Annotated in this window: 23 protein-coding genes and 1 pseudogene; 6 read left to right on the forward strand and 18 right to left on the reverse strand. The window is 55.8% G+C overall.

Going from position 1 to position 26,756, the window contains the following annotated elements; all coding sequences use genetic code 11:
• Positions 1-19: 19 nt before the first annotated feature.
• From U738_RS10090 to U738_RS10100, 3 genes are all read right to left on the reverse strand, one after another.
• The gene (locus U738_RS10090) at positions 20-481 is read right to left on the reverse strand and encodes a DUF6586 family protein (RefSeq protein ID WP_035579836.1); all 462 of its coding nucleotides are present in this window, start codon (positions 479-481) and stop codon (positions 20-22) included.
• Positions 478-3,105: a type I DNA topoisomerase gene (gene topA, locus U738_RS10095; protein WP_035579838.1), complete on the reverse strand. Its 2,628-nt coding sequence runs from the start codon at positions 3,103-3,105 to the stop codon at positions 478-480. The genes U738_RS10090 and topA overlap by 4 nt, the downstream gene beginning before the upstream one ends.
• Positions 3,106-3,418: 313 nt before the next feature.
• Complete coding sequence (locus U738_RS10100; RefSeq protein ID WP_035579840.1) at positions 3,419-6,085, reverse strand: DUF3141 domain-containing protein; 2,667 nt, start codon at positions 6,083-6,085, stop codon at positions 3,419-3,421.
• A 246-nt stretch (positions 6,086-6,331) separates the two neighbouring features.
• Here U738_RS10100 and U738_RS10105 point away from each other — a divergent pair, with 246 nt between their 5' ends.
• On the forward strand, positions 6,332-7,318 hold the full coding sequence (locus tag U738_RS10105; RefSeq protein WP_035579843.1) for a LysR family transcriptional regulator: 987 nt from the start codon (positions 6,332-6,334) through the stop codon (positions 7,316-7,318).
• Between the two features lie 176 nt (positions 7,319-7,494).
• Complete coding sequence (lipA, locus tag U738_RS10110) at positions 7,495-8,559, forward strand: lipoyl synthase (RefSeq protein ID WP_035579845.1); 1,065 nt, start codon at positions 7,495-7,497, stop codon at positions 8,557-8,559.
• Positions 8,560-8,611: 52 nt separating this feature from the next.
• On the opposite strand, the gene lipB is transcribed toward lipA, so the two are convergent.
• The 11 genes from lipB to U738_RS10165 form a co-directional block, all read right to left on the reverse strand.
• Positions 8,612-9,262, reverse strand: coding sequence for a lipoyl(octanoyl) transferase LipB (gene lipB / locus U738_RS10115; protein ID WP_442905671.1), 651 nt, complete (start codon positions 9,260-9,262; stop codon positions 8,612-8,614).
• A gap of 14 nt (positions 9,263-9,276) precedes the next feature.
• On the reverse strand, positions 9,277-9,588 hold the full coding sequence (locus U738_RS10120; RefSeq protein WP_035579852.1) for an HP0495 family protein: 312 nt from the start codon (positions 9,586-9,588) through the stop codon (positions 9,277-9,279).
• Positions 9,589-9,665: 77 nt separating this feature from the next.
• The gene (locus U738_RS10125) at positions 9,666-10,880 is read right to left on the reverse strand and encodes a D-alanyl-D-alanine carboxypeptidase family protein (RefSeq protein WP_035579853.1); all 1,215 of its coding nucleotides are present in this window, start codon (positions 10,878-10,880) and stop codon (positions 9,666-9,668) included.
• Positions 10,881-10,977: 97 nt separating this feature from the next.
• Positions 10,978-12,015 carry a septal ring lytic transglycosylase RlpA family protein gene (locus U738_RS10130; RefSeq protein WP_035579855.1) on the reverse strand — a complete coding sequence of 346 codons (1,038 nt, stop codon included), beginning with the start codon at positions 12,013-12,015 and terminating at the stop codon, positions 10,978-10,980.
• A complete protein-coding gene (mltB, locus tag U738_RS10135) occupies positions 12,012-13,052 on the reverse strand; it encodes a lytic murein transglycosylase B (protein ID WP_035579858.1) in 1,041 nt (346 codons plus the stop codon). The genes U738_RS10130 and mltB overlap by 4 nt, the downstream gene beginning before the upstream one ends.
• Before the next feature lie 94 nt (positions 13,053-13,146).
• Entirely contained in the window at positions 13,147-14,307 is a 1,161-nt protein-coding gene (gene rodA / locus U738_RS10140; protein ID WP_035579859.1) for a rod shape-determining protein RodA, read from the reverse strand.
• A 3-nt stretch (positions 14,308-14,310) separates the two neighbouring features.
• Positions 14,311-16,218: a penicillin-binding protein 2 gene (gene mrdA / locus U738_RS10145; protein WP_035579862.1), complete on the reverse strand. Its 1,908-nt coding sequence runs from the start codon at positions 16,216-16,218 to the stop codon at positions 14,311-14,313.
• 88 nt (positions 16,219-16,306) lie between these two features.
• Complete coding sequence (gene rlmH / locus U738_RS10150) at positions 16,307-16,774, reverse strand: 23S rRNA (pseudouridine(1915)-N(3))-methyltransferase RlmH (RefSeq protein WP_035579866.1); 468 nt, start codon at positions 16,772-16,774, stop codon at positions 16,307-16,309.
• Complete coding sequence (gene rsfS, locus U738_RS10155) at positions 16,771-17,157, reverse strand: ribosome silencing factor (protein ID WP_007112938.1); 387 nt, start codon at positions 17,155-17,157, stop codon at positions 16,771-16,773. The genes rlmH and rsfS overlap by 4 nt, the downstream gene beginning before the upstream one ends.
• Positions 17,158-17,244: 87 nt before the next feature.
• Positions 17,245-17,895 (reverse strand): nicotinate-nucleotide adenylyltransferase, encoded by a 651-nt coding sequence (gene nadD, locus U738_RS10160; RefSeq protein WP_035579869.1) that lies wholly within the window; start codon positions 17,893-17,895, stop codon positions 17,245-17,247.
• A 26-nt stretch (positions 17,896-17,921) separates the two neighbouring features.
• On the reverse strand, positions 17,922-19,229 hold the full coding sequence (locus tag U738_RS10165; protein WP_035579871.1) for a glutamate-5-semialdehyde dehydrogenase: 1,308 nt from the start codon (positions 19,227-19,229) through the stop codon (positions 17,922-17,924).
• A gap of 199 nt (positions 19,230-19,428) precedes the next feature.
• Here U738_RS10165 and U738_RS10170 point away from each other — a divergent pair.
• From U738_RS10170 to U738_RS10180, 3 genes and pseudogenes are all read left to right on the forward strand, one after another.
• A pseudogene (locus U738_RS10170) lies at positions 19,429-20,282 on the forward strand (hypothetical protein).
• Positions 20,279-21,211 (forward strand): diguanylate cyclase domain-containing protein, encoded by a 933-nt coding sequence (locus tag U738_RS10175; RefSeq protein WP_035579873.1) that lies wholly within the window; start codon positions 20,279-20,281, stop codon positions 21,209-21,211. Before U738_RS10170 ends, U738_RS10175 begins: the two are co-directional and overlap by 4 nt.
• A gap of 44 nt (positions 21,212-21,255) precedes the next feature.
• Positions 21,256-22,653 (forward strand): bifunctional DedA family/phosphatase PAP2 family protein, encoded by a 1,398-nt coding sequence (locus U738_RS10180; protein WP_035579875.1) that lies wholly within the window; start codon positions 21,256-21,258, stop codon positions 22,651-22,653.
• 7 nt (positions 22,654-22,660) lie between these two features.
• Here the strand turns inward: U738_RS10180 and U738_RS10185 are convergent, their stop codons facing one another.
• Genes U738_RS10185 through mpl form a run of 3 tightly spaced genes read right to left on the reverse strand, consistent with a single transcriptional unit; the run spans position 22,661 to position 25,350 of the window.
• Positions 22,661-23,284: a LysE family translocator gene (locus U738_RS10185; protein WP_170938522.1), complete on the reverse strand. Its 624-nt coding sequence runs from the start codon at positions 23,282-23,284 to the stop codon at positions 22,661-22,663.
• 3 nt (positions 23,285-23,287) lie between these two features.
• Positions 23,288-23,944 (reverse strand): flavin prenyltransferase UbiX, encoded by a 657-nt coding sequence (locus U738_RS10190; protein ID WP_035579877.1) that lies wholly within the window; start codon positions 23,942-23,944, stop codon positions 23,288-23,290.
• Complete coding sequence (gene mpl / locus U738_RS10195; RefSeq protein ID WP_035579879.1) at positions 23,941-25,350, reverse strand: UDP-N-acetylmuramate:L-alanyl-gamma-D-glutamyl-meso-diaminopimelate ligase; 1,410 nt, start codon at positions 25,348-25,350, stop codon at positions 23,941-23,943. The genes U738_RS10190 and mpl overlap by 4 nt, the downstream gene beginning before the upstream one ends.
• A gap of 254 nt (positions 25,351-25,604) precedes the next feature.
• Here mpl and U738_RS10200 point away from each other — a divergent pair, with 254 nt between their 5' ends.
• A complete protein-coding gene (locus tag U738_RS10200) occupies positions 25,605-25,991 on the forward strand; it encodes a glutaredoxin family protein (protein WP_035579881.1) in 387 nt (128 codons plus the stop codon).
• A 62-nt stretch (positions 25,992-26,053) separates the two neighbouring features.
• On the opposite strand, the gene U738_RS10205 is transcribed toward U738_RS10200, so the two are convergent.
• The gene (locus tag U738_RS10205) at positions 26,054-26,608 is read right to left on the reverse strand and encodes a hypothetical protein (protein WP_035583423.1); all 555 of its coding nucleotides are present in this window, start codon (positions 26,606-26,608) and stop codon (positions 26,054-26,056) included.
• Positions 26,609-26,756: the final 148 nt, after the last annotated feature.

Raw genomic sequence — 26,756 nt, forward strand, 5'->3', positions numbered from 1 at the left:
CTTGAGCGTTGCCTAACTCTCACCACTCCAAACTGGTTTCGCGCAGCGCATCAATTTCACGCTTGGCGGCCTGGAGATTATCCAGCAGCGGCTGACGCAAACCGGTTGAGTTACCCACTGCAATCATAGCCGGGTTGTGCGTCGGACGCCGCGCGGCTCCATCGTCACTATGCAGACGCTCAAGCTGCACCACCAACCAATTCAGCCAGCTTTCCGGCTGAGCCGCTAAGTCGCGCAGACGCTGTAATTCGGCTAAAGCAGGGCCTTCCTGGGCTAGCAACACCGTCCAACGGTGGTCAGATAAGCGGGCGTGCTCAGTAACTTCTCGCAGCAGCGACTCCAGTGCCAGCTCAAAAAGCGCTAAAGCACTCTCCTCCAGCGCCATTTGCCGCGCCGGGGCATGTTCATCATCCCCCGCCGGCAAAGCAGCTAATAGCTCCGCTTGGTAGAGCAGCTGGTTGGTTCGAGACCGTGCATTCACTTGCGCTTGTCCTCCACGTGCCATTTACCGGCATCAAACATAGCCTTCCAGCCGGTGGCCTTGCCATCTTCGTCGGTCATCACGTACTGCTCTTTACTCTTACGCGAGTAACGGATCTGCGCCGGGCGGCCATCGGGATCTTCGCTGGGTGCCTTGAGAATAAAGTGGTACTTCTCAGGCAGCTCATCGGCGTGCGCTTTAAGCTCTTTCACCAGCGGCGGTCGCGTTTCACGATTTTTCGGAAACTTGCTGGCGGCCAAAAACAGTCCGCTTGCTCCGTCACGTAGCACATAGTGGTCGTCAACTTTTTGACAAGCCAGCTCCGGCATGGGAATCGGATCCATTTTCGGCGGCGCCACTTCACCACTCTTCAACAGCTTACGGGTGTTCTTACATTCGCTGTTGGTGCAGCCAAAATACTTGCCAAAGCGGCCAGATTTCAACTGCATTTCAGAACCACACTTGTCGCATTCGATAATTGGGCCGTCGTAGCCCTTGATCTTGAATTTCCCGCTCTCCACTTCGTAGCCGTCACAATCGGGACTATTACCGCAGATGTGAAGCTTACGCGTTTCATCGATCAGATAGTTGTCCATCGCCGTGCCACACTTATGGCAGCGACGCTTGGCACGCAGCGCATCCGTTTCGGCCTCTTCGCCCGCGTCTTCGGCCACCGCCTCTTCGCCTGGAATCAGGTCAATGGTGGTTTTGCAGCGCTCTTTGGGCGGTAGGTTATAACCGCTACACCCCAGGAAAACACCGGTAGAAGCGGTACGAATCTGCATATGACGGCCACAGCTCGGGCAGTCGATATCCGTTGGCACCGGCTGATTAGGCCGCATACCATCTTCGCTCTCTGCCTTAGCCAGCTCTTCACGAAACTCGCCGTAGAAGGCATCCAACAGGGCCTGCCAGTTACGCTCGCCTTCAGCGACTTCATCCAGGCCATCTTCCATGCGAGCGGTAAACGAAAAGTCCATCAAATCAGGGAAGGACTCTTTCAACCGCTCGGTAACGATATCGCCCAGTTTTTCGGCATAGAAGCGGCGGTTTTCCAACTTCACATAGCCGCGATCCTGGATCGTCGAGATAATCGAAGCGTAGGTAGAAGGACGACCGATCCCCTGCTTCTCAAGCTCCTTCACCAGGCTTGCTTCGGTGTAGCGTGGAGCAGGCTTGGTAAAGTGCTGCTGGGGGTCGAGTGCTTCCAGCGCCATGGGCGTGCCCTTAGGCAAGTCAGGCAGGCTCTGATCCTCATTTTTACCGCTGGGCTTCATCACCCGGGTGTAGCCATCAAACTTCAGCACGCGACCTTTTGCACGCAGTTCATAGCCATCAACTTCCACACTGAGCGTACTCGACAGGTACTCTGCAGGTGTCATTTGGCAAGCCACAAACTGACGCCAGATCAGCTCATAAAGGCGTTCGGCATCGCGCTCCATTCCGGCCAGGTCGGACGCTTTACGTTCAACGCTGGAAGGGCGAATTGCCTCGTGGGCCTCCTGGGCACTCTCTTTGCTGCTGTAGCGGTTCGGCGCTTCTGGCAAGTAGCGCTTGCCGAACTCTTCACCGATATAACTGCGCACACCTTCAACCGCATCTTTCGATAAGTTGGTTGAGTCGGTACGCATATAGGTGATGTAGCCCGCCTCGTAGAGGCGCTGAGCCATGGTCATGGTCTTCTTGACTGAGAAGCCTAACCGGCCACTCGCCGCTTGTTGCAGCGTAGAGGTAATAAAGGGCGCCGTGGGTTTTGAGCTAGTCGGCTTATCTTCCCGGGAGGTAATTGCCAGCTTGGCTTTGCGAAGCTGCTCAATACGCGCCAAGGTGTCTTTTTCGGAGGTGGGTTTAAAGGCTTTGCCATCCTGGCGTACCAGGGCAAAACGCACCAGCTCACCCTCGGGCGAGGCTAAATCCGCGTGCACATCCCAAAACTCTTCAGGAATAAAGGCGCGAATTTCACGCTCGCGCTCGACAATCAGACGTACCGCAACTGACTGTACACGGCCAGCCGACAGCCCACGCGCCACCTTCGCCCACAATAGAGGCGAGAGCATAAAGCCCACAACACGATCCAGGAAGCGCCTTGCTTGCTGCGCTTCCACCCGCGGTATATTGAGTGCCCCAGGTGCCTTGAAGGCGTCCTGAATAGCGTTTTTGGTGATTTCGTTAAACACTACGCGCTTGTAACGGCTGTCATCGCCACCGATGGTCTCGCGCAGGTGCCAGGCAATGGCTTCCCCTTCGCGGTCCAAATCCGTTGCGAGATAGACAGCGTCAGCTTTTTCAGCCAGCTTCTTTAGTTCGGCAACGACTTTCTCTTTTCCGGGCAGCACCTCATAGTGGGCTTCCCAGCCGTTGTTGGGGTCGATCCCCATGCGCCGAATCAGCTGATCCTGGCTTTTACGCTTTTTATATTCTGCTTTCTCTTCCGCCGACATCTTGCGTGTCGCTGCGGCTTGGCGCGCGCGCTCCTTGGGATCGGAGGCTGCCTTACCTGAGCCGCTGGTCGGCAGGTCACGAATGTGACCCACGCTCGACTTCACGATGAAATCGTTGCCGAGATATTTGTTAATCGTCTTCGCTTTCGCTGGCGACTCGACGATGACCAGTGACTTGCCCATAGTGCTCCACTTTCCTAATGCACGGGCTGTCTAGCGCGTGCTCTGAATTCGGTGCCGTATCGCCGGGATGAAACCGCCCGTCAAAAAGATACGGATGAAAAAATGCGCCTACCCTACCCCAGCCCTAAGCTAAGCGCCAGTAGCAACCATGGCGTAGGGAGAATCCGTAGATTTTAGACAACCAAGGTTATATTTCAGGTAAATAGTAGCTAGACACTAGACTGCCACCAGCATTACAGCAACCCAAAAGCGATTGAGACAAACAAAGCGCCCCCACCAAATAGGCGGGGGCGCAGTGAGCTAACGCACTGTTTTAGCGCTTACGCGGGGTCTTTCGACGACCGGTAGTGCTAGCGGGCTTTGCCGTTGGCTCAGCTGACTCCTCGCCATTGGAAGAAGACTTAGAGGTCGTTTCAGCGGCTGGCTTAACTGATGCCAACTTAGCGGCTTCTGCGGGCTTAGCTTCTGCGGGCTTAGCTTCTGCGGGCTTAGCTTCTGCGGGCTTAGCTTCTGAGGGCTTAGCTTCTGCAGGCTTAGCTTCTGAGGGCTTATTGGCTGCTGGTTTAGCGGGCGCAGCGGTCGCTTTAGGCTTTGTAGCCGCTTTAGGCTTTGTAGTCGCTTTAGGCTTTGTGGCCGCTTTAGGCTTAGCAGGCACGGCTTCAACCTTGTCGGCTGTCTTCTGGGCAGCGGCGGGTTTAGCAGTTGCTACTGGCTTACTGGGCCTGGCTTTATCAAACAGCGCTTTAACTTGGGCAAAGCGCTCAGCGGTATGCTCTGATAGCTCCCCGCTAGCGGCGAACACGTGCTCCAGGTGGCTAATATGGCCATCGATATCGTCATTACTCTGCCCTGAGAGCAAATCAGGTAGCGAATTCAACGCCTGTTCGCGATCCAGCTTTAAGATAAAGAACTGCTCACGTACCAGGTTTTTAAAATCACTCAGTTCAATACCAGGCTCAAGTTCTGCGCGCGAAGCTCTCAAACGCTTAAAGTTACGCTCATCCGTGGCTGGAGCACCGCCCAGCACGTAGATAAGCGAGCGCATCACCGCTTCATGGGCACTACCCTTGGCAATTTTCTCACGCAGCTCTTCCTGACGCTGCTCAATGAAGCGACGATGCTCAGGCTCGGCCCCTGGGCGGCGACGATGCACATGGGCATCGCCATATAGGCCAACGGCAGCCTGCAACAACGGCTGACCGTAGATATCCATAAACATTTTTTCGGTGTTGCTATCACGCAGATCGCGCATCGCGTTGAGGCCTGCGACCAGTTGGTCAGAACCCATGGTCTCAAGCGCTTTAAACAGATTGTCTTGAGATACCGGATGACGATTTTTACGCACAGCTTCCGCCATTACCGGTAGCGGCACTGAAAGCGGATTGCGGTCAGAAAGCAGCTTATAGCCCAAGCGGATCGGGTGCATACGACGAATAAAGCGGGCAGCTTCCGGCGTCATAATGGCTTTTAGCCAGGGCTGCAGAAAGAGCCGGTACATCCCCAAATTGATTTCCGAGATCCGCGCCACGGTGGCAAAACGACGGTCATCCTCCGGCTTGTGCATTACTGCCTGATCTAACTCTTCAAAGTTACGCGGCATAAATTCAAGCAGATAATCACGCTCGAACAACTCAGCGTCTTCGCCCTTCTCTGCCGGAGATATGGAGGTTTCGTACAGCCCAGGCGGCAGCACGTCGATGTAATCCATATTGGCAGTGAATTCGGTATGCTCTTTGCGCGATACGCTGCCCGAAACAAATATACCTAGATGGCCGGTCGTATCATGCTGGCAATAGACGATGGTTTGCTCATTGGCAATGATGTCATCGGTGTTTTCATATAGATCACGAATCCAGCCCAACGCTTGAGGCGGCGGGGTAATATCGTCGCCACGCGAACAGAACACGACCACCGGCGAGCGCACATTGCGCAGGTCGATGCGGCGCCCATCACGGGTCACCAGCTGTGCGGTAGAGAGTCTATTGCCGACAAACAGGTTATCGACAATATACTGTATCTCTTCACCGCCCAGTACGACATGACCGCCCCACCAACGTTCAAAATCGAGGTATCGGCCCGCTTCGGTATCGATGTTGTCGTAAAGGTGGTACTGCTTTTTCCAGTAGGTATTAGCCGGGTTCAAGCGCTCGAAGTTCTGAACCAGCCACGCGCCGTCAAACAGGCCGTCACCAATATCACTCGTCAGCGCGGTAATCCAGCTGCCCCCCGCCATACCGCCGGTATAGCGCATGGGGGCTTTGCCGTGCTCACCCGCCCAGTAGGAAAGCGGGGCGCCGGCAATCAGGATAGGCCCAAAAACGTCCGGCTCTAACGCCGCCGCCATCATGATTTGCCAGCCCGCCTGACAATTGCCCACCACCATCGGTTTTTCGGTGGTTTCGGGATGAAGCTCAATCACATGGCGAAGAAAGGCAATTTCCGACTCAACTACGTCTTCGACGGTTTGGCCCGGCTCTGGAAACGGCAAAAAACCAATAAAATAGCAGGGGTGCCCCGCTTTGAGCGCCACGCCCAACTCGCTGTCCGGCTTAAATCCACCAATCCCTGGCCCGTGCCCCGCACGTGGGTCTACCACCACAAAAGGACGCTTCTGTGGATCAATTTCCGTCCCCTCGTGGGGCAGCACGCGCAGCAGCTCGTAGTTGGTTGGCCGGGGTAGCGTTCGGCCATCCATCAGCACTTCGGTATCAAACCCCAACACATTGGGCTTGGTTTGCTCCATGTGCTCAAGGTATTGATTACCCCGTTCGCGCATCACGTCCAGATACAGAACGCTGCGCTCCATGCTATCGCGCCAGTAACCAAAGGCAGCGCGCCCAAATCCGAATGGGTCGAACAACGCTGAGAGCGCCTCGCCACCTGGCACCGCGGTGGAAGCATTTTGATGTTTCGACCACGCGCTTGTAAAAGCGCTGGCTGGAAACAAAGAGCTGGTCAGAGGATTGGCAAGAAAGTTCATAGGGTCTCCCATTGGGTTGATGCACAGGCACCAGACCCGAAAGCAATGATGCTGCAATGCAATATAGTCTAGGCCACTACGTGCGCGGCGTCGATCATTAACCCTGACAATTACGCCTTATGCGACTAATGAGGCCCTGTTTAGGCAGTGCCAAAGATTCAGTGGTAGCATGCTTTGCCCTGGCGATGAAGCCTGATTTTGATATTAATTCCTACGTCGATATAGGACGTTGACTACGAGGTTGCCATGTCATCCCCTAATCTGCTCAATCGCCTCACATTTAGACAGCTACAGGTCTTCCAGGCAGTGCATCGGCAGCGCTCCTATTCGCGCGCGGCTGAACAACTGGGGCTAACCCAGCCGGCGGTGAGCGCGCAAATACGCCAGCTTGAGCAGGCCCTGGGCCAGCCACTGTTTAACTACGCGGGCAAAACGCTCCACTCGCTACCTGCCGCCGACACCCTCGCCCACTCGACGCGAGAAATTTTTGGCCAGCTGTCGCGGCTGGAAATGAACTTATCGGACATTAACGGCAAAATAAGTGGCGAACTTAATATCGCCGCGGTTTCCTCGGCCCAATATGTAGTGCCCTACCTACTCGCCCGCTTCCGCGCTCACTACCCTGAGGTGCACGTGCGCTTAAAGGTGTGCAACCGCCGCCAGGCACTTGAACGGCTGACCGAGCAGCAGGATGATCTGGTCATTATGGCAATGGTTCCTGAAGATGACCGCTTAGTCGTCATGCCGATTATTGATAACGAACTGATCGCCGTTGTCTGGCCAGAGCATCCACTGCTTTCAATGCCCCAGCCCTCGTTAGCAGACTTCGCTCGTCACTACGTGCTAATGCGCGAACCCGGCTCTGGCGTGCGCAATGCCTTTGAGCAAATGGCCGCCAACCAGCAGATCGCCCTTCCCCACTGTATTGAGCTAGGCACCAATGAAGCGATCAAAGGCGGTGTTATGGCCCACTTGGGGGTCGCCGTACTGCCGCGTTTGGCGGTACAGCTGGAGCTAGAGCAGGGGTTGCTTTTTGAGCTGGGGCTACCCGACTTCCCCATCCACCGCTCTTGGTGCACGGTCTATACGCGGGAGCGTTTACCTACTCCGGTTGCCGAGCTTTTTTTAAGCTTTGTTCGTGAACACTTACCCGACTACCGCCGCCATTTCCAGGCACCTTCAAGCCCCTTGCCCAGCCACGGTGTCGCCTGTTTACCGATACTTTCACCTTGAAGGCGAGTAACGGTTTACGGTGTCTTGTAGACAACGAGATATGTTACATTAGTGGTAACTAGCGCGATTAAATCTCGGGCGTACTTCGTATTAATTAGGTAACAATTGGCAGGCTTGGAAAGGTCAACGCCCTTTCATGCCTTCGGCATACCGCACAGAAGAGAGGCTCTGTCCCTATGAGCAATAACCCCTCGCAGCGCGTGTCCAGCGGTGAAAAATACCGTAATGAACATGGCATGTCGGTGATCAAGGATGGCATGAAGCAGCGCAAAGCGCAGCCAGAGGCCCCTTCTGTTGAGCTTGAACGCAAACCCAAGTGGTTACGGGCACAGATCCCAGGGGGCGAACGCTTTGAGGCGGTCAAGAAAAACGTCGCCACCCATCGGCTAAGCACCGTTTGCGCCGAATCCCACTGCCCTAACATGGGTGAGTGCTGGAGCAACGGCACCGCCACTATCATGCTAATGGGTTCGGTATGTACCCGCGCCTGTCGATTCTGTGCGGTGGATACCGGCAATCCCCAGGGGTGGCTAGACCACGAAGAGCCTGAGAACACTGCCAAGTCGGTTGAGCTCATGGGGCTGCGTTATATCGTACTCACCTCGGTTGACCGTGACGACCTCGACGACGGCGGTGCCAACCACTACGCCAACTGCATTCGTGCAATCAAGGCGCGCACGCCAGAAGTGGTAGTAGAAGCTTTAACGCCCGACTTTGACGGTGAACTGACCGCGATCGAACGCGTGGTCGATTCTGGCCTGCAGGTATTTGCCCAGAATGTGGAGACCGTCGAACGGCTAACCGGCCGCGTGCGTGACCGGCGTGCGGGCTACCGTAAAACCCTCGATGTACTCGCCCATGCCAAGCGCTACCGCCCTGACATCATCACCAAAACCAGCCTGATGCTGGGCCTGGGTGAAACCGACGAAGAGATTTTGCAAACTTTTGACGATCTTCGTGAGATCGGTGTGGATATCGTCACACTCGGTCAATACCTACGTCCGACCAAAAACCACCTATCGGTGGAGCGCTGGGTGACGCCTGAAGAGTTTGATCGCTACCGCGAGATTGGCCTGGAAAAAGGCTTTATGGAAGTGCCGTCTGGCCCGCTGGTACGCTCCAGCTACCGCGCGGATCGCGTGTTTGAGAAAAACAACCTAGGGCTCGCTTCACCTGCAGCGATTCCCGGTCAGGAGCAGGAAGCGAACCCCAACCTGATTCCGGCAATGAACGTGGGCTAAAACCCAACCGCTCAAGCCGCTATCAACCACTATAAAGAGGGCAACCCCTTCTTTATAGTGGCCATTCCTGACCTGTTACCAAACCACGCTTTAAACGCATCGCTAATGCTTCGGCCAGTTGTTCCCCTACCCGATGGTCGCTTGGCAATACCACCAAGTCAGCCAACTTCGTCATCGGCATACCCGCATAGCCGCAGGGGTTAATGCGCAAAAAAGGCGCTAAGTCACCGTCTACATTTAACGCCACGCCGTGAAAGCTAGCGCCCCGCCGAATACGCAGGCCAAGTGAAGCGATCTTCGCCTCACCTGCTTCCGTCATCACATAAACACCGGGCGCATCGGGCCGTGCTCGGGCGCTCACCCCATGGTGGCTCAACACATCAATCACGGCATTCTCCAATGCAGTGACTAAATCACGCACACCTATTTTACCCCGCCGCACGTCCAGCAGTGGATACAGCACCACCTGCCCAGGCCCGTGGTAAGTGACTTGCCCCCCGCGATCAACGTGCACTACCGGAATATTACCGGGCAGCAGAAGATGCTCAGGCTTGCCAGCCTGCCCTTGGGTAAACACCGGGTCGTGCTCGACCAGCCAGAACTGATCAGGGGTTTGCGCATCCCGTGTATCGGTGAGCGTACGCATCGCCTGCCAAACCGGCAGGTAGGCTTGGTGTCCCAAATCGTATAACTCAATCGGCACGGCGTTGTCCACGCTCACACCACCATATGCACACGGCCAGTAGCTTTGAGATCCTCAAACAGATCTTTAATATGCTGCTCTCCGGTCGCTCTAATCACCACACGTACCGATTGAAAACGGCCATTGCGGCTGTCGACCACCTGCATCGCTGTTGCATCGAAGTCGGGGTCGTGACGCACAATTACCTGGCACACACAGGCAGGAAAATCCTCGGCGGCATCACCGACAACTTTTAACGAGTAATTACAGGGAAAAGTGATCTTAGGCGGCTCCTGAGCCGCCGGTTGGCGCAAATCACGCAGCCCCTGAGGAGCATCTTTTTTCATAACAAGCCTATTTCGCAAAGATACCGCTCACTACAGAGACACGATGGAACTCATCAGTGTTCAGATCGTAGAGCGGATTAATCGGTAAAATTACTAATCAGATTACTAAAGAAGCGCTGCACCTGATCGAACAGGCGCTTGAAAAGACCGCCCTCTTCGATGTTTTCCAGCGCTACTAAGCGACGCTCACCGACCACTTCGTCACCTAAATGCACTTCCAGCGTACCAACCTCGTCGCCAATGGCAATCGGTGCCTGCAGGTCTGGATTGAGGTTCAGACGCGCACGCAGCTCTTCGTTGCGGTTGCGAGGCAGGGTCATAAACACTTCTTCATCGACACCGACACGCAGTTCATTGATATCGCCACCCCAAACCCGTGGCGTTGCCAGTACGGCACCGCGCTCATAGAGCTTCATGGTTTCGAAAAAGCGGAAACCGTAGCTGAGCAGCTTTTGGGTTTCTTGGGCGCGCGCCTCATCAGAATTAGTACCCATTACCACTGAAACCAAGCGCATGTCGTCACGCTTAGCTGATGATACCAAGCAGAAACCCGCTTCCGTTGTCCAACCGGTTTTCAGACCGTCCACGGACGGGTCACGCCACAGCAGACGGTTGCGGTTGGGCTGATCAATACCGCCATAAGAGAACGTTCGATGGGAGTAAATTTCGTAGTGATCGGGGTAATCGTTAATGATGTGCTGAGATAAACGTGCCAAGTCATGGGCCGTTGAGTAGTGATTCTCGGCGGGCAAGCCAGTGGCGTTCTGGAAGTTGGTGTTATTCATACCCAAACGCGTGGCATGCTGGTTCATCAGATCGGCAAACGGCGCCTCACCACCCGCCAAATGCTCTGCCATGGCAACGCTGGCATCGTTACCAGAGACAATAATGATGCCGTGGAGGAGATCGTCCACCGACACTTGATCGCCCACCTCAATAAACATTTTCGAGCCACCGGTGCGCCAGGCATTCTCGCTAATATTAACCATATCGGTGAGATTAATGGTGCCACGATTGAGCTCACGCTCAACCAAGTAAGCGGTCATCAGTTTGGTCAAACTCGCCGGTGGCAAACGCTCATCGGAATTGTGCTCGGCCAAGATACGGCCACTGTTAGCATCCATCAGAATCCACGAACTTGCCGCTAACTGAGGGGCTGAAGGGATAATGTTCTGCGGCTGTGGAATTACCGGTTGAGGCGTTGACTGGGCACTGGCGGGCACGGCAACAGTCGCCATAACAGCAAAGAGGCACAGCCGTGCAGAGCGACCAATGGATGTAAACACGTTCATAACGTCAGTCTCACTTACTTGAAAGCTTACTTGAAAAGCTTATTTGTAAAAAACGGTGGCGCGTAAGACGCGCCACAGGAAATAAACAGGGGGTGAATTATCGCACAACAAAGACCTGGGGGAACCCTGCTTGGCGCAGTGTTTCTCGCGCTTGAGGTTCTTGGCTTGGAGCGATGGGCCCCACTTGAACACGATAAACGTCAGCGTCGCTCATAATGCGCACCGCGTGGGGCTGCTCACCTTGCAAACGCTGCTGCAACTGCTGAGCGCCTTCAGAATTACCCAGCGCCGCAATCTGTAAATACACAGCGTCGCCTGCTTCTTCTTGGCTTGGCGGCGACTGAGGTGCTGGTGCTTGTGGCGATGGAGCGGCCGAATCTGTTGTAGGCGCCGCTGGGCGATCAGCCTCACGGGGAGTGTTTGCAGCCAATGGCCGTGCCTGTTCAGATACCCTTGCTTGTTCGGATGCCCTTGGCTGAGGAGCAGCGTTGCCACCCCCACCATGTTCGGCTAGCCACTGCTCAGGGTTGATCGCTTCAACTTTAACGGATCCGGTACCATTATCGAGAAAGCCCAGGCGTGCAGCGGCAGCGTAGGAGAGATCAATCTCCCGGTCACTATGGAAGGGACCACGATCATTCACTCGGACGATGACCGATCTCCCGGTATCCAGGCTAGTCACCCGCGCAAAGGTGGGCAGAGGCAGCGAACGGTGCGCCGCCGACATTTTATACATGTCGTAGATTTCACCGTTTGACGTTGCGTAACCATGAAATTTTTCGCCATACCAGGATGCCGTACCGCGTTTCTCATAGCCCGTTGCATCTGGCAGCACGTGGTAGGTTTTACCCCACACTTCATAAGTTGATCGATTGCCTGCACGGGAAGGCTGCTCAATACGTGGCTCAGCGTCAGGCACCTTGGCAACATCCGGTGGCTCGAGCGGGTAGGCGTCACCGCTCATGGCATAGCGTCCACCGCTAGTGTTGGCCGCCGCTGGAGCAGGTGCTGACGCTTGATTAGCGGAGCTGGGCGCGTCTACTCGCTGAGTATCATTACTAGCACAGCCGCTGACCAGCGCTAATAAGGCAATCGCGCCGCCCGCTCGCTGGGTCATCGTCAGTTTGCTTTTCATGCCCCGTCCTCGTGTAGCTTATCGTGCCGTTCGGCAATCGCTTCGGCCAACTCAGCGACGGCCATGGCATAGAGGTGACTATGGTTATAGCGGGTAATCACATAAAAATTATACTCGCCAAACCGGTAACGCGTCTCCCCATCGGCGAATTCAAGCGCCAGGGGCACCACCCGCAAACTATCATCGAGTGGCTCGTCAGGCTCAAGCCCATGCGTGGCCAACTGTGCAACACTCACCGCGGGAGGCGATGTTTGATTAAAAGAGAGCTCCTGCAGAAGTTCAGCTGGCATGACGTCGGGCCCACTGGCCTGGTGGTAGATATTACCCTCCGGCTGCCAGTTGTGCTCGGCAAAGTAATTGGCAACGCTGCCAATGGCATCGACCGGATTTTCCCAAAGATCCCGCCGTCCGTCGTCGTCAAAATCGACGGCATAAGCTTGATAACTGGTGGGAATAAACTGTGGGTAGCCCATGGCGCCCGCGTAAGAGCCCCGCTGCTCGGTAGGGTCGACCTGCTGCTCATAGGCGATGCGCAAAAAGGCCGCTAGCTCGCCGCGAAAAAAGGCCCCTCTCGCCGGGTGATGAAACGCCAGCGTGGCCAGCGAGTCCAACACGCGATGCTCGCCTTTGTGCCGTCCATAGTAGGTTTCAACGCCAATAATGGCGGTAATCACTTCAGCGGGTACGCCGTAGGTGCTTTCCGCTCGCGCCAGGGCGTCAGCATGCGCGTCGATAAACGCTACGCCTTCGTCAATACGCTGCTGAGTCAGAAAAATAGCGCGGTATTCATGCCATTTTAGGCGGCGCTCAGCGGCCCCTTCCATCGCATCTAGCACGCTTTGGGTATAATTCGCCTGTTGCAGAGTTTCTTCGAGCCAAGCTTGAGGCAGGCCTTGCTCGACCAGCTCTTCCATTAGCGCCTGACTGTCAGCATTTTGTTGGGGTGCAAAGTCCTGATCGGCAAACGCCGCGGTCGTTACCCAACACATCAGCGCGGCCAACACATAACAGCTCGTCTTCCCTTGCACCTTGTTCATTGGTTCTCCACTCCTGAGCTATTCATTCCAGAATTCATCCATGCCTGAGCTTTCCATTGACGAGCAACAAAGGCGTTTGAGCAGGGCAATGTCGCTAGCGCGACAGCAGCCGACGATGCGCATGTATCGACATGAGAATACCGAAACCCGCTAACAAGGTCACGCTTGAGGTGCCGCCGAAACTGACCAACGGCAGCGGCACGCCCACTACAGGTAGAATGCCACTGACCATGCCCATATTGACAAACACGTAAATAAAAAACGTCAAAATAATACTGCCCGCCACCAAACGACCAAAGGTGTCTTTAGCCGTGCTCGCCATCCAAAGTCCACGGCTAACAATTAATAAATACAGGCACAACAGAACCAACATACCCACCAGGCCAAACTCTTCACCCAAGACGGCAATGATGAAATCCGTGTGCCGTTCAGGCAAAAACTCAAGCTGTGACTGGGTACCCTGCAGCCAACCTTTGCCCCATAGCCCGCCACTGCCAATGGCCGTGGTCGACTGAATGATGTTCCAACCAGAGCCTAGCGGGTCGCTTTCAGGGTTTAGAAACGTCAACACCCGCTGGCGCTGGTAGTTATGCATATTCATCCACAGCAGCGGCACAGCCGCCGCCCCCAACGCGGTAATAAAGCCAATTAAACGCCACGACAAGCCCGCCAGCAGCACCACAATCAGGGCAGCGCTAGACACCAGCAAAGAGGTACCTAAATCAGGCTGGATCGCCGTTAGCACCACAGGAACGCCAATGATGACCCCGCACACCACAATATCGCGCAGGCGCGGCGGTAATTCGCAGCGATTAAGATAGGCCGCGACCATTAACGGGGCCGCCAGTTTCATCATTTCCGATGGCTGAAAACGAATCACCCCAGGAATCTCTAGCCAACGCTTCGCCCCCATCCCCACATCGCCGACCACATCAACGGCCACCAGCATGGCGACGCCAACGCCGTAGGCCAGCGGCGCCCAGCGTAGAAAGGTAGACGGAGAAAATTGGGCAATAATGACCATTCCCACCAATGCAATGCAAAAGCGCACCCCCTGGGCTATCACCGCATCAATGGATTGACCGGACGCGCTGTACAGAACGACTAACCCGCTTCCCATGAGCAGTAGCAGCAAGCCAAGCAACCAGGGATCAAGATGGACCCGCTCCCAAATACTTTTGCGCCGGGCGATGCCACTTTCGGGCGGGCGTACAGGGTGACCACGCATCGAGCGGGCTATGTAATGCCAAGGCATGGCTTAGTTACCCTCCACATTGGCATCATCTTCCTCTAACACTTCACGCACTTCCTCGACGTCAGGAGCCTCATCCTCAAGTAACCAGGCATCAGTCATTGCACGGGCCAAATGGGCCGCGTGGGTACTGCCACCGCCGGCGTTCTCGACAATGACAGACACGGCAATCTGAGGATCTTCCAGCGGCGCAAAGGCCATAAATAGTGCATGGTCACGTAACCGTTCAGCCAGCTCATCGGCGTTGTAACGCTGATCCTGCCCGAGCGAAAAGACTTGCGCTGTCCCCGATTTACCGCCCATGCGGTACTCAAGGCCCACACCGGTGCGACGTGCAGTGCCTTCCGTGCCGCTAATGACTTTCTCCATGCCGCTGAAAACTCGATCCCACCAGCTGTCGTTGGCTAGTTGAATATCATCTAACGTATCCGGCAGATCATGCGGGACGGGAGTATCACCAATTTCACGGGCCAGCCTCGGCTTCACCCAGTGGCCGCGATTGGCCAGGGTTGCCGTAGCGCTGGCCAGCTGAAGAGGCGTCACTTGCCAATAGCCTTGCCCGATCCCCACCGAGAGGGTTTCACCGGGGTACCAGGGCTGGTTAAAACGCCCACGCTTCCAATCTCGCGAAGGCATTAACGCGCCGCTCTCGCCCTGCACGTCATGGGCTACACGCTGGCCAAAACCAAAATTGCTCATTTGATCATGTAAATCATCGATGCCTAAATCGTGCGCAAGGGTATAAAAATAGGTGTTATTAGATACCGCTAAAGCGCGTTCTAAATCTACCCGCCCGTGCCCCCATCGCAACCAGTTGCGATAGCGGCGGGAATCATTGGGTAATTGGTAATAGCCAGGATCGTTGATGGTACTGTCTGGGGTGATAACCCCTTCGACCAAACCGGCCAGCGCCAGGAAGGGCTTAATGGTAGAACCCGGCGGATAGTGACCACGTGTCGCACGGTTAAAAAGGGGCAAATCAAGGTCTTGCTGCAAGCCGCGGTAGGAGGCGACATCAATTCCGGTGACAAACTGATTACTGTCAAACCCCGGCGTCGATACCATGGCAAGAATTTCACCCGTTGCTGGCGCAATAGCCACGATAGAACCGCGACGACCATCCAGCAATTCATAGGCCAGCGTCTGCAGCGACTTATCCAGCGTTAAGGTCAGGTTCTTCCCTGGCACCGGGTCGGTTCGACTAAGCTCCCGCAATACCCGGCCTCGGGCGTTGGTTTCTACTTTGCGCAGGCCTGCCTGACCGTGCAGCTCCTCTTCATAAAAGCGCTCAACACCGGTTTTACCGATAAAGTGGGTACCCGCGTAACGACCCGCATCCAGTGTTTCCATCTCTTCGGCATTGATCCGCCCAACATAGCCCAATGTATGCGCCATGATTTCGGCATCGGGATAAAAACGCAGCGGCTGAGCCTCTATTTCAACGCCAGGCAGGCGGTAGCGGTTTACTGCAAGGCGGGCAATTTGCTCTTCGCTTAGGTCACTGGTGAGTAACGCGGGCTGGAAGGGGCGCTGGCGTTGGCGAGAACGCACATTGAACGCCTCAATCTCTTCTTCAGGCAGTTCGAGCAGGTCGACCAACAGCGCCAGGGTTTCATCTAGGTTATCGACACGCTCGCGCACCAACGTAAGGTTGTAAGTGGGCCGGTTTTCAGCCAGCAGCACGCCGTTACGGTCATAGATCAAGCCACGATTGGGCGGTAACGGCTCAACGCGCACTCGGTTATTTTCGGAACGCGTGCTGTACATATCATGCTGAACGATCTGTAAATAGATTAGGCGTCCCGTAAGCAGACCTGCAAGCGTCAGCACCACTAACACCGCCAGCAACGCTCTAACACGAAAAATACGCAGTTCTTGCTCGGAGTTTTTTAGCGTGTTGGGGCGCTTGAGCATGGCAACGATGACTCTCAAATCAAACAATCAAATCAAACAAAGGGCACAGCAGGCTACAACAGTGATCGCTCACCGTCTCAGTCAGCCGTTAGCGGTGATAAGGATGACCTATCAGTAGTGTCCAGGCGCGGTAGAGCTGCTCGGCCAGCATAATCCGCACCAGCGGGTGTGGCAGCGTTAACGGAGAGATCGACCACGTTTTATCAGCCTTCGCAGAGAGCGAAGGCTCAAGACCATCAGGCCCACCCACCAGCAAGACGATATCGCGCCCAGCCATGCGCCAGGCATCGGCTTCTTGCGCCAGCTGTTCGGTGGTCCAGGGCTTACCTTTGACTTCCAGGGCAACTATGTATTCGTCACCACGCAGCTTATCGCGAATACGCTGTGCCTCCTGGGCACGCGCTTTCGCGATATCGGCATTTTTACCACGCTGGCCAAGGGCAATTTCTTCTATCTCGAGATTAAAATCTCTTGGCAGCCGCTTGCGGTAAGTATCGACGCCCTCTTCTACCCACCCAGGCATTTTACTTCCCACCGCCAACAGCCGGATCCTCATGACATGCCGGCTCGCTCTTGAAAGCGCTCAAGGGACTCGCCAATGGCACCCGAGTCACTGGGTAGGTCGGCCCACAAGCGCTCTAAGTCGTAGAGAGTGCGTGCCTCAGGCATCATTACGTGGACAACAACATCGCCCAGGTCAACCAGCACCCAATCAGCGTTATCGCCACCTTCAACGCCCAGCGGCCCAAGCCCTGCGGCCTTGGCTTTTTCCACGACGTTTTGTGCCAGCGCCGCCACATGGCGTGTTGAAGTGCCGCTGGCAATCAACATGAGGTCGGTAACCTCGGTTAATTTAGCGACATCCAACTGCGTAATGTCACGTGCTTTCAGTTCTTCTAGCGCGTCAACCGCTAGATTTTTCAATGTATCGATGTGCATGACTCCTAAAGACAACCTTATTGGTTAATCGGTCAATAAAGCCGGCCATTGTAACGGCTTCTTTGATGACTGCCAGCGCTATTCGCGCTATCGATAAAGACCGCCCTGCTCAATGGCCTGTTCGACGGGGTCTGGCAGCAAATAGCGCACGCTTTTACCCGCCTCCAAACACTCACGAATGTAGGTCGCAGAGATCGCCATCAACGATGGCAGTTCCAACGGTAGGTAGCTTCCGTAGGGCCGCTGCATTAATGCCTCTACGCTATCGACTCTGCGATGCTCCACCAGTTCCGTTAATGATGCCGGCAGCGCATCGCCATAGCCAGGCCTGGCAATCACCACCAGGTGGGCAAGCTCAAACAGGCGCTCTGGCTGATGCCACTGGGCGAGTCGTAAGAAAGCATCAACCCCAATCGCCATCACCAAACGCGCCTGTTCACCGTATTCGGCGCGCAGCTCGGCCAGCGTATCGGCACTATAAGAAGGTCCATCGCGGCGCAGTTCGCGGTCATCGGCGACCAGCCCCGGGGTGCCCGCGATGCCCGCTTCTAACAATCTCAGACGCTGCTGTGCGGAAACCTGGGGCTGCCCACGTAACGGCGGCTGCTGGGCGGGTATCATATGCAGCCGATCAAGCGACAGCGCCTCATGCAGCTCTACCGCACTGCGCAAATGACCCAAATGAACAGGGTCAAAGGTGCCACCTAACATGCCAATACGTTGCTCCGTTTGACTCATACCAGCTCTCTATTCATACCAACACCCTATTCACGCACCTGACCGTCACCAAAGACTACGTATTTCTGCGTGGTGAGCCCCTCTAACCCAACAGGGCCGCGGGCGTGAAGCTTGTCGGTGGAAATGCCAATCTCGGCGCCCAGCCCGTACTCAAATCCATCGGCAAAGCGGGTCGAGGCGTTAACAATCACGGAGCTGGAATCAACTTCCGCCATAAAGCGGCGCGCCAGTGAATAATCCTGGGTGACAATCGCATCCGTGTGGTGAGAGCCGTACTGCTCAATGTGGGCAATCGCCTCGTCGATACCATCGACCACTTTTATGGCCAGCACAGGGGCCAAATACTCGGCATACCAATCCGCCTCTTCGGCGGCGGCTGCCTGTGGCAACAGCGCCTGTGTGCGCTGGCAACCACGTAGTTCAACTTCATGTTCGGCGTAGGCACGGGCCAATTCCGGCAATAGCAGATCCGCAATCGGTGCATCAACCAGCAGCGTTTCCATGGTATTACAGGTGCCGTAGCGATGGGTTTTCGCATTAACGGCGATGGCTAACGCTTTGGCGGGATCGGCGGTGGTATCGATGTAAACATGGCACACGCCGTCGAGATGCTTAATAACGGGCACGCGCGCATCACGACTAATACGCTCAATCAGTGACTTTCCACCGCGCGGAATAATCACATCGACATATTCCGGCATGCTGATCATTTCCCCCACCGCTGCGCGATCAGTGGTGGCGACGACCTGCACGCTCCCGGCAGGCAGACCCACATCAGCTAACCCCGCTTGAATACAGGCGCTAATGGCGGCATTTGACTGACGGGCTTCCGACCCGCCGCGCAAAATACAGGCGTTGCCCGATTTCAAACACAGGCTGGCGGCTTCCAGCGTCACATTGGGGCGCGACTCGTAAATAATGCCGATAACGCCTAACGGCACGCGCATTTTGCCCACCTGGATGCCGCTAGGCCGATAGCGCATATCGCCAATTTCGCCCACCGGGTCGGGCAGGCCCGCCACCTGCTGCAGCCCTTCAATCATGGCGTCAATACGCGCGTCGTCGAGGGCTAAACGATCCAGCAGCGCGCTCTCCAACCCATTCTGACGGCCACGCTGTAAATCCTCAGCGTTGGCGGCTAGTATTTGCCCACGCGCTTCTGCCAAGCGCTGTGCCATGGCCATTAAAGCGCGGTTTTTCAACCCAGTATCCGCCCGACGCAGCTCGCTGGCTGCGCGCCGGGCCGCCTGCCCCAAGGCCTGCATATAGGCGGGCACATTGCCGGCAGATAAGTGCTGATGTGCCTCGTCTTGGAACGGTGTTGAAGCGCTCATAGTGTCTCCGTGCAGAAGGGTGCTTTAATTTTTTAATTAGCCGAGTGTCGCCGATTTAAACGTTTTGCTTATATTACGCCATTTCGCCGTTATACTCAGGACGCTTAAGGCACTAATGTGGGTCGTGTACGTTAAATATCCTACAATTACCCTACTTGATGGGATACATCTGGTTATTCAGGACGAATAGTAAGTCACCATGCAAAGCAAGTACAAAATCAGCCTGCTACGAGCCAACCTTTTAGCCGCTGCCGTTGCCCTGGCATTATGGACACCTGCCACGCCACCCGCTGCGGCGCTAGTGCTGTGGCTATCCGTCGGCTGGCTATTTATCACCGCGCTAATGCTTGATTTTAGCCACCGCCGCTCACGGGGTTTGCCATGGCAAATTGTACCGGGTGCGCTGCTGGTTGGCTTAATCGCCGCCGCCCAGAACGCCATGGCATCTTAATCTGGTCGTGGGCCGCGATGCTGATGCTGCCACAAAATAACTGGGTAGCTGCTTTCAATCTCAGCGCTGCGCTGGTTAGCGCTGTCATGGTAGCGCCTGAGTTGGACGCGCCAGCATTTATTCTGCTGATTTGCGCTCTGCTGGTACTTGGCCTGCTGGCCTTGTCCAGAGCGCAGCAGCTTATCGATATCAACGGCTCGATTCGTCATCGCCTGCGCTTGATTCCGGGTCTTAACCTATGGGCTGGCGAGCAACTGCTACGCGATATCGCCCGGGAACAAACGCGCTGCGAGCGCGAAGGCGTTCATGCAGAACTGTTTATTCTGCATGTAAAACGCCACCAACTGTGGCCAACGGCGCAAAAACTGTGCGAGCTTACCTATGATTTTGAAAATGTTTACCGCTTAAGCAGCACAACGCTGGTGACGTTAATTCTCGCCCGCTCACCTAAGGAAGCTTCCCAGCGACGCCGTCTACTGTTCACCAATCTACCCGACAATATCACTAGTGAGCACCTTGAACTAATCGATATCGAACCGGCAACGCTGTCGGTGCATGAGATCAGCAAGCTACCGACTGAGCGGGTGCGGGAGACGGTATGATCGAGCACCACATCCCCAAGCGGTTAATGACGCTTGCTTATACCGCCAGCATCGCGCTGATGGTGGGCTACGCGCTATGGCTATATGCCATGGGCGATTATCGCGACCTGCTGATTCCCACCTTTATGACCCTGCTGTTGCTGTCAGCCCTGCTAATGCATATCGGGCAAGGCGTTAAAAGCTACCTACCGCGTATTATTCTACTTTGCGGCACCTACTCGGTAGTATTGGGCGCTTTCTATTATCAGCCCCAGGTGTCGCCTATTTGGCTAGGCCTGCCGATTACCGCCGCCTTTTTACTGTTGCCGCTATGGGCCGCGTTACTGATTAATATTGCCATTGGACCGTTATGGTGGTTGCTCCCCTCAGTCGCCGCCGCGCCACCGGCGATTATCGTTGGCTATGCGGCCTTAACGCTACTGCTCGCGCTCCCCCGCTGGGAACACGCCCGTCGACGCGCACTCCTGCGCGCCACTGACCCTAACGACAGCGACTGCGAGGCCTATCACATTGACACGCTAAAAGAGCGTTTACACAGCGAATTTCAACGCGCGGCCATGCTCAATCAGCAACTGGCGGTACTGGTATTACATCTACCTCAGCTGGATATGGCAGAAGAGCAGTTTGGACATCGCGCCCAAACAGCTCTACTGGGCGCGCTGTGCAGTGAAGTCAATATCCGTTGTCGCGACCATGACGTGCTTGGCCGCGCGGACAGCGCGACTTTTTGGCTTGTGCTACCGGACACCAGTGAAAGCGGCGCCCTGCTGGTACGCGAACGCTTGCAGCGAGCACTCTCTCAGCGTGTATTGGTAGAGACCGGTCAGTTGGAAGCACGCATTGCCGCCTGCTTACCCAGCCGTACGGAACACTTTGAGCCCTACCTAAAGCGCCTGGTAGCCCGCGGCACGGCCCTTGCCAACGTCTAGGCCTCGCTTTTATCACTTTCTATTACTTGCTGCCGGAGTACTCAGTGCTGCTAGTCGATATGCTCCACTCATTGACGCCATCACCTCCACTAATCGTCTGCCTGGTATTGGTGATTGCACTGGTAGAATCACTTGCCCTAGTGGGGTTACTGGTGCCGGGAGTGGTGTTAATCACTACCGCTGCATCCCTGGCGGGGCACCAGGATATTGGCTTGGCGTGGTTAATCGGCGCCGCTTTTATAGGCGCTATTTTAGGCGATGGGATCAGCTTTTCGTTGGGCTTTAAGCATAGAGAAAAGGTCACACAGCGATGGCCACTTTCGCAGCATCCCGAATGGTTAGGCCGCGGGGCGCGATTCTTTGAACGCTATGGCATATGGTCAGTGTTTATCGGCCGATTTGTCGGCCCAGTGCGGCCTATTATTCCGCTGGTAGCAGGCATGATGCGGATGTCACCACGGACGTTTGTTTGGGCCAACGTCACCTCTGCAGCACTGTGGGCTCCTGCTTATGTGCTGCCCGGCTATTTGCTGGGCCGTACCTGGCAGCACCATTTAAACCTTCCGCCAGGCTTAGAGGCGGCATTACTAACCCTTGCCGCGATCATTGTCGTGCTCGCGGTCATTTTTTCCTGGGGCCGACACCAGGCGACACGGCATGGGCGACTTTACCGGGCGATTGCCGGAAGCATTCGCCGTGTTCCGCTGCTACGCAGACCATGGCTCGCCATGAGCCAAAGCGGTGATGTTCCATTGGCCTCCCTACTACTGCTGGTCATCGCACTAGGCAGCCTGTCGGGCTGGACACTGCTGGTCATCGCTCACCATGGCCCGCTGGAAATGGATCTGCTTATTCAGCAATTGTTCACCCGGCTGCAAAGTGATTTTACTTATCTGGCGGGGAATATTTTTGCGCGCATCGGTGACACCCTGGGCATTATCGCCTTAATACTTCCCTGGGCGATGTGGATGCTAGTGACTAAGCGATGGGCGGCCTTGCTGCACTGGTGTGGCGCTTTTGCCGGCGTCGCCTTGCTGAACACTGTCGGTAAAGGCCTGTTTGGGCGCGCGCGCCCAGACACACCGGACTACCTGATCGGGTCGTTCTCCTACCCCAGCGCCCATACCTCAACTGCCGTGGTGTTATTTGGCCTTACCGCAGCATTCGTTGCTGCCGAGATGCCCCGACAAAAACGTTTTTGGGTTTACTGGATTGCCCTAGCCCTTGCCCTGCCCATGGCCCTATCAAGACTGGTAGTGGGCGTGCACTGGCTCAGTGACCTGGTGGGCGGTGCGCTACTGGGTCTGGTCGTCTGCGCACTTACGCTGCTGCACTGGCAGCAACAGCCTCGCCCTTCAATGCGCCCCTGCCCATGGCTTCTGCTCAGCATCGCCTCACTCGCGCTTATCAGCGCACGCGTCGGGCTGTTGCCACCGGTGTAGAGGCCATCTATCCCAGCGCCAGCCACAAACCAACGCCAATCATCAGCGTGCCAGCGATGCGATTAAGCAAGCGCACATTGCCACTTTTGCCGAGCACACTGCGCAGCGTTTTTCCGCCAGTGGCATAGACCAGCATGCTGGCAAACTCAATGGTCAAGATGACCGCGATCAGCAGGCTGAGCTGCCCTGGCAATGGGCGGCTACTATCCAAAAAGGGCGGCAGCAGCACCATAAAAAACGCCCACCCTTTGGGGTTCGCCACTGCGGTAACAAACCCTTGCATGGCTAGCTGCAGGGGGCTTGCGGGAGGGCCCGCATCCAGTTCACTGGGAATCGCCATGCGCCCGCGGGAGCGCCACATCATAATACCCAAATAGCCCAGGTAAGCGCCGCCCACCCACTTAAACAGCACAAACAGCTCGGGCTGGCGCAGCATTAACGCCGCCACGCCTGCGCCAGCGGCTGCAGCTACCAAGCCAACGCCTAGCAGCTCACCAATCATCATCCACAGCGTACGTTTAACGCCTTGGGTCATGCCCAGCACCATGGCGAGCGTCATGCACATACCGGGGGTCAGCGAGACAAACAGAAACGTTGGCACAAAAACCGAGAGCGTAGCCCACGACATCATAGCTCAGTCATCCTTAACGGCTGCAGCGTCACCGACCTCTCCCCAGCGAGGTACCAGCGTATGCTCGATACCCAACTGGTTAAGGATCCGTGCCACAATAAAATCAATCAGATCATCAATGCTTTGTGGGCAGTGATAAAACCCAGGTGCAGCGGGCAAGATCACAACACCCAAACGGCTCAATGCCAGCATATGCTCCAAGTGGATCGGTGAAAACGGACTTTCCCGGGGCACCAGAACTAGCGTGCGGCGCTCTTTAATCGCCACATCCGCCGCCCGCTCAATCAGGTTATTGCTGGCCCCCGTGGCCACGGCTGAAAGCGTGCCGGTCGAGCACGGGCACACCACCATGGCAGAGGGCGCACCGGAACCTGACGCCACCGGCGCCATCCAGTCTTCGCGGCCGAAACAGCGAATCTGACCGGGCCGCGCCCCGCTTCGCTCACTCAGCGCCTCGGCTAAACGCTGGGGCTGTGCGGGTAACGAAAAAGGGGTTTCCGTGGCAATGACCATATGTGCAGCTTTCGAAATCATAACCCACACTTCATGGCCCGCGGCGACTAATACATCGATCAGCCGTAAACCGTATTGCGCCCCCGAAGCGCCGGTGAGCGCCACGGTAATCGGCTTTTTAAACGCTGCATCTGCTCTATCTGTCACGCTTTCCCCTCTTTGGCTATCGCTAAGGCGGCCAGCAGCCGTTCATGCACCCCCTCAAAGCCACCGTTGGACATCACCACAATGCGATCTAACGGTGACGCTTGAGTGACCACTGCCGCCACCAGCGTCTCAATTTCGCTAAACAACTGGGCGTGCGCGCCCTGGCTGGCGACCAGCTCCTCCATCGACCAGTCAAGCCCGGCGGGCTGAAACCAGAACACGCCATCAGCGTCTGCCACGCTCTCCATTAGCCGCTCGCGCAGTGCGCCTAAACGCATGGTATTAGAGCGCGGTTCAATGACCGCCAGCAGGCGGCCTTTAGTGGTTGCTGCACGCAGCCCTTTGAGCGTGGCGGCAATCGCCGTGGGGTGGTGGGCGAAATCATCGATGACCTGGATGCCATTGATCTCACCGCGTACTTCCTGGCGCCGCCGGGGCGTTTCAAAACGCGCCAGCGCCGCGCAGCCACGGGCTAAATCCACCCCACACCAATGGGCTGCTGCCAGCGCTGCCAGCGCATTGCGGGCGTTATGCTCGCCGGTGAGCGGCCACTCAACGACCCCATCTTGCTCTTGACTACTCACCGCCTGGCTCTGCTTATCACCGCGATAAATGACCTGGAAGCGACTGGCGTCGGCACGCTCTAGCTTAAGCTGCCATTCGGACGCGTCCTGGTCACCAAAGTGGACTACCGGCGTCCAAACGCCCTGTTCTAATACACGCTCAAGCGCGGGCTGCTGATCGGCGACTAGCAAGTGGCCCTGGCTGGGCACAGACCGCACCAGGTGGTGGAACTGGCGCTCAATAGCGGCCAGGTCGGGGAAGATATCGGCGTGGTCAAACTCAAGGTTGTTGAGGATGGCGATATGCGGGCGGTAGTGAACGAACTTGGAACGTTTATCGAAGAAGGCGGTGTCGTACTCATCAGCTTCGACCACAAACGGCGCTTGCGGATCACCTAAACGCGCCGACACGCCAAAATTACGCGGCACCCCGCCGATTAAAAACCCAGGCGCTAGCCCTGCACTTTCTAACAGCCAAGCCAATACGCTCGCGGTGGTGGTTTTGCCATGAGTACCTGCCACCGCAATCACCCGCCGACCAGGCAGTACGTGTTCCGCCAACCACTGCGCACCCGAGGTATACGGCAAACCGCTGTTGAGTAGCGCTTCAACCTCGTCATTGCCCCGTGACAGCGCATTGCCCACCACAACAAGATCCGGTGATGGCGACAGATGCTCGGCATGGTAGCCCTGCATTAAAGTGATGCCCGCATCAGCCAATTGGGTGCTCATCGGTGGGTACACATTCTGATCAGAGCCACTCACCTGGTGCCCCATTTCACGCGCCAGTAGTGCTAGGCTACCCATAAAGGTGCCGCAGATACCCATAATATGCAGATGCATGGCTCTCGCCCCGTTAATCGCCCGTAAACTCATTCACTAAAAGCCAAAAAATGGCGTAAAAATAGCTGACTAGCCTAGCATGTTGACGCAATTTGCTCATCACCTCATCGCTATAAACGCTGGCAAAACGCCGCTCAAGTGACAAATCCTTCCAGTTGTTGCAGGATGCGGCCACTGTTTATGAATAGTGGCTATCACTTCCTTCCCACTCGTCACGCTGGTGTAAGCCGACACATCAGCAAAGGAGTCTTTCGATGCGCGTTTTAATTCGCTATTTTTTCCGTGGTCTTCGTCTGGTGCTTACCCCGGTCATGCTGGTCTCCGAGAAGCTCTCCACACCCAAGTCCGTAGAGCGTACGCCTGAAGAGCAAGCTAGCGTGGATCAAGCCTGCCAGAAGCTGGCACTATACCAATTTCGCACCTGCCCTTTTTGCATCAAGGTGCGCAAAGAAATGGCACGCTTAGGCCTGAACATTGAACGACGCGATGCCCAGCTTGACCCTGCGCATAAACAGGCGCTGCAGGAAGGGGGCGGGAAAGTCAAAGTGCCCTGCTTGAAAATCACCCACGACGATGGGCGTGAAGAGTGGATGTACGAATCGGACACTATTAATGCCTGGTTACACCAGCAGTTTGGCTAATCTTTGTACAAAAACTGGCTGCTAAGCGCTTTCAGCAGGTCGGCAAAAACCGGCCTGCTGGATTAAAACTCTACTTTTTGTGCTTCTACATCGAACGCCACGTCAATCTCGATGCCCTCTGCCTGGTTTGACGGTTCACCCAGCTCAATTTGCAACGCCAGTATCCCTTCTATTCTGCCCGCCACGTGCACCGTTTGGCTGGTGCGTTCATAGCGCGTCAGCGTTATGGCCACTTCACCGCCTTCAGAGGTGTACAGCGGGGGGACAATAGAAGCGCCAATGGAATACATAACAACCGCATTGATCATTTGCTCTGCGTTCATGGACAGGCTAATAGAGAGCGCCTCCTCGCCTTCCCATACTTCATCGTCAACTGAGCCCGTGATATCAATATTGATATCGTCGCCCAGTTCAACAAAGGATGCGTTGGAGTCACTACCTTGACTTAGCACAAACCACTCGCGTCGCTCACCATCCAGCGCCCCTGTGATTTCAGGCGCCGCGTGCTCAGAAGTACTGGGTTCAGAAGTACTTGGCTCAGAACCGCTTAGCTCTGTGGCAAAACCGCTTGTAGGTAGCCAAGCAGCCAACAACGCTATCCCAACTTGTTTCCACATAATGCTTTTCCGTCCTGTTATGCATGGCTTTTTGCTTACGACTTTCGTCTTAAAAAAAGCCAGCAGCGTGCCGCTCTTAGCCCCATCATTCAGCAGACGAATGATGCCTGTCATTATTTCGATTGTATGACGCGATAGGCACTCTCTA

The organism is Halomonas sp. TG39a, from assembly GCF_000744395.1.
GTDB lineage: Bacteria > Pseudomonadota > Gammaproteobacteria > Pseudomonadales > Halomonadaceae > Vreelandella > Vreelandella ventosae_B.

Excerpts from the sequence above, each read along its gene's own strand:
- topA (WP_035579838.1), bottom strand. The coding sequence starts at position 3,105 with ATGGGCAAGTCACTGGTCATCGTCGAGTCGCCAGCGAAAGCGAAGACG.
- U738_RS10100 (WP_035579840.1), bottom strand. The coding sequence starts at position 6,085 with ATGAACTTTCTTGCCAATCCTCTGACCAGCTCTTTGTTTCCAGCCAGC.
- U738_RS10105 (WP_035579843.1), top strand. The coding sequence starts at position 6,332 with ATGTCATCCCCTAATCTGCTCAATCGCCTCACATTTAGACAGCTACAG.
- lipA (WP_035579845.1), top strand. The coding sequence starts at position 7,495 with ATGAGCAATAACCCCTCGCAGCGCGTGTCCAGCGGTGAAAAATACCGT.
- U738_RS10120 (WP_035579852.1), bottom strand. The coding sequence starts at position 9,588 with ATGAAAAAAGATGCTCCTCAGGGGCTGCGTGATTTGCGCCAACCGGCG.
- U738_RS10125 (WP_035579853.1), bottom strand. The coding sequence starts at position 10,880 with ATGAACGTGTTTACATCCATTGGTCGCTCTGCACGGCTGTGCCTCTTT.
- U738_RS10130 (WP_035579855.1), bottom strand. The coding sequence starts at position 12,015 with ATGAAAAGCAAACTGACGATGACCCAGCGAGCGGGCGGCGCGATTGCC.
- mltB (WP_035579858.1), bottom strand. The coding sequence starts at position 13,052 with ATGAACAAGGTGCAAGGGAAGACGAGCTGTTATGTGTTGGCCGCGCTG.
- rodA (WP_035579859.1), bottom strand. The coding sequence starts at position 14,307 with ATGCCTTGGCATTACATAGCCCGCTCGATGCGTGGTCACCCTGTACGC.
- mrdA (WP_035579862.1), bottom strand. The coding sequence starts at position 16,218 with ATGCTCAAGCGCCCCAACACGCTAAAAAACTCCGAGCAAGAACTGCGT.
- rlmH (WP_035579866.1), bottom strand. The coding sequence starts at position 16,774 with ATGAGGATCCGGCTGTTGGCGGTGGGAAGTAAAATGCCTGGGTGGGTA.
- rsfS (WP_007112938.1), bottom strand. The coding sequence starts at position 17,157 with ATGCACATCGATACATTGAAAAATCTAGCGGTTGACGCGCTAGAAGAA.
- nadD (WP_035579869.1), bottom strand. The coding sequence starts at position 17,895 with ATGAGTCAAACGGAGCAACGTATTGGCATGTTAGGTGGCACCTTTGAC.
- U738_RS10165 (WP_035579871.1), bottom strand. The coding sequence starts at position 19,229 with ATGAGCGCTTCAACACCGTTCCAAGACGAGGCACATCAGCACTTATCT.
- U738_RS10175 (WP_035579873.1), top strand. The coding sequence starts at position 20,279 with ATGATCGAGCACCACATCCCCAAGCGGTTAATGACGCTTGCTTATACC.
- U738_RS10185 (WP_170938522.1), bottom strand. The coding sequence starts at position 23,284 with ATGATGTCGTGGGCTACGCTCTCGGTTTTTGTGCCAACGTTTCTGTTT.
- mpl (WP_035579879.1), bottom strand. The coding sequence starts at position 25,350 with ATGCATCTGCATATTATGGGTATCTGCGGCACCTTTATGGGTAGCCTA.
- U738_RS10200 (WP_035579881.1), top strand. The coding sequence starts at position 25,605 with ATGCGCGTTTTAATTCGCTATTTTTTCCGTGGTCTTCGTCTGGTGCTT.
- U738_RS10205 (WP_035583423.1), bottom strand. The coding sequence starts at position 26,608 with ATGTGGAAACAAGTTGGGATAGCGTTGTTGGCTGCTTGGCTACCTACA.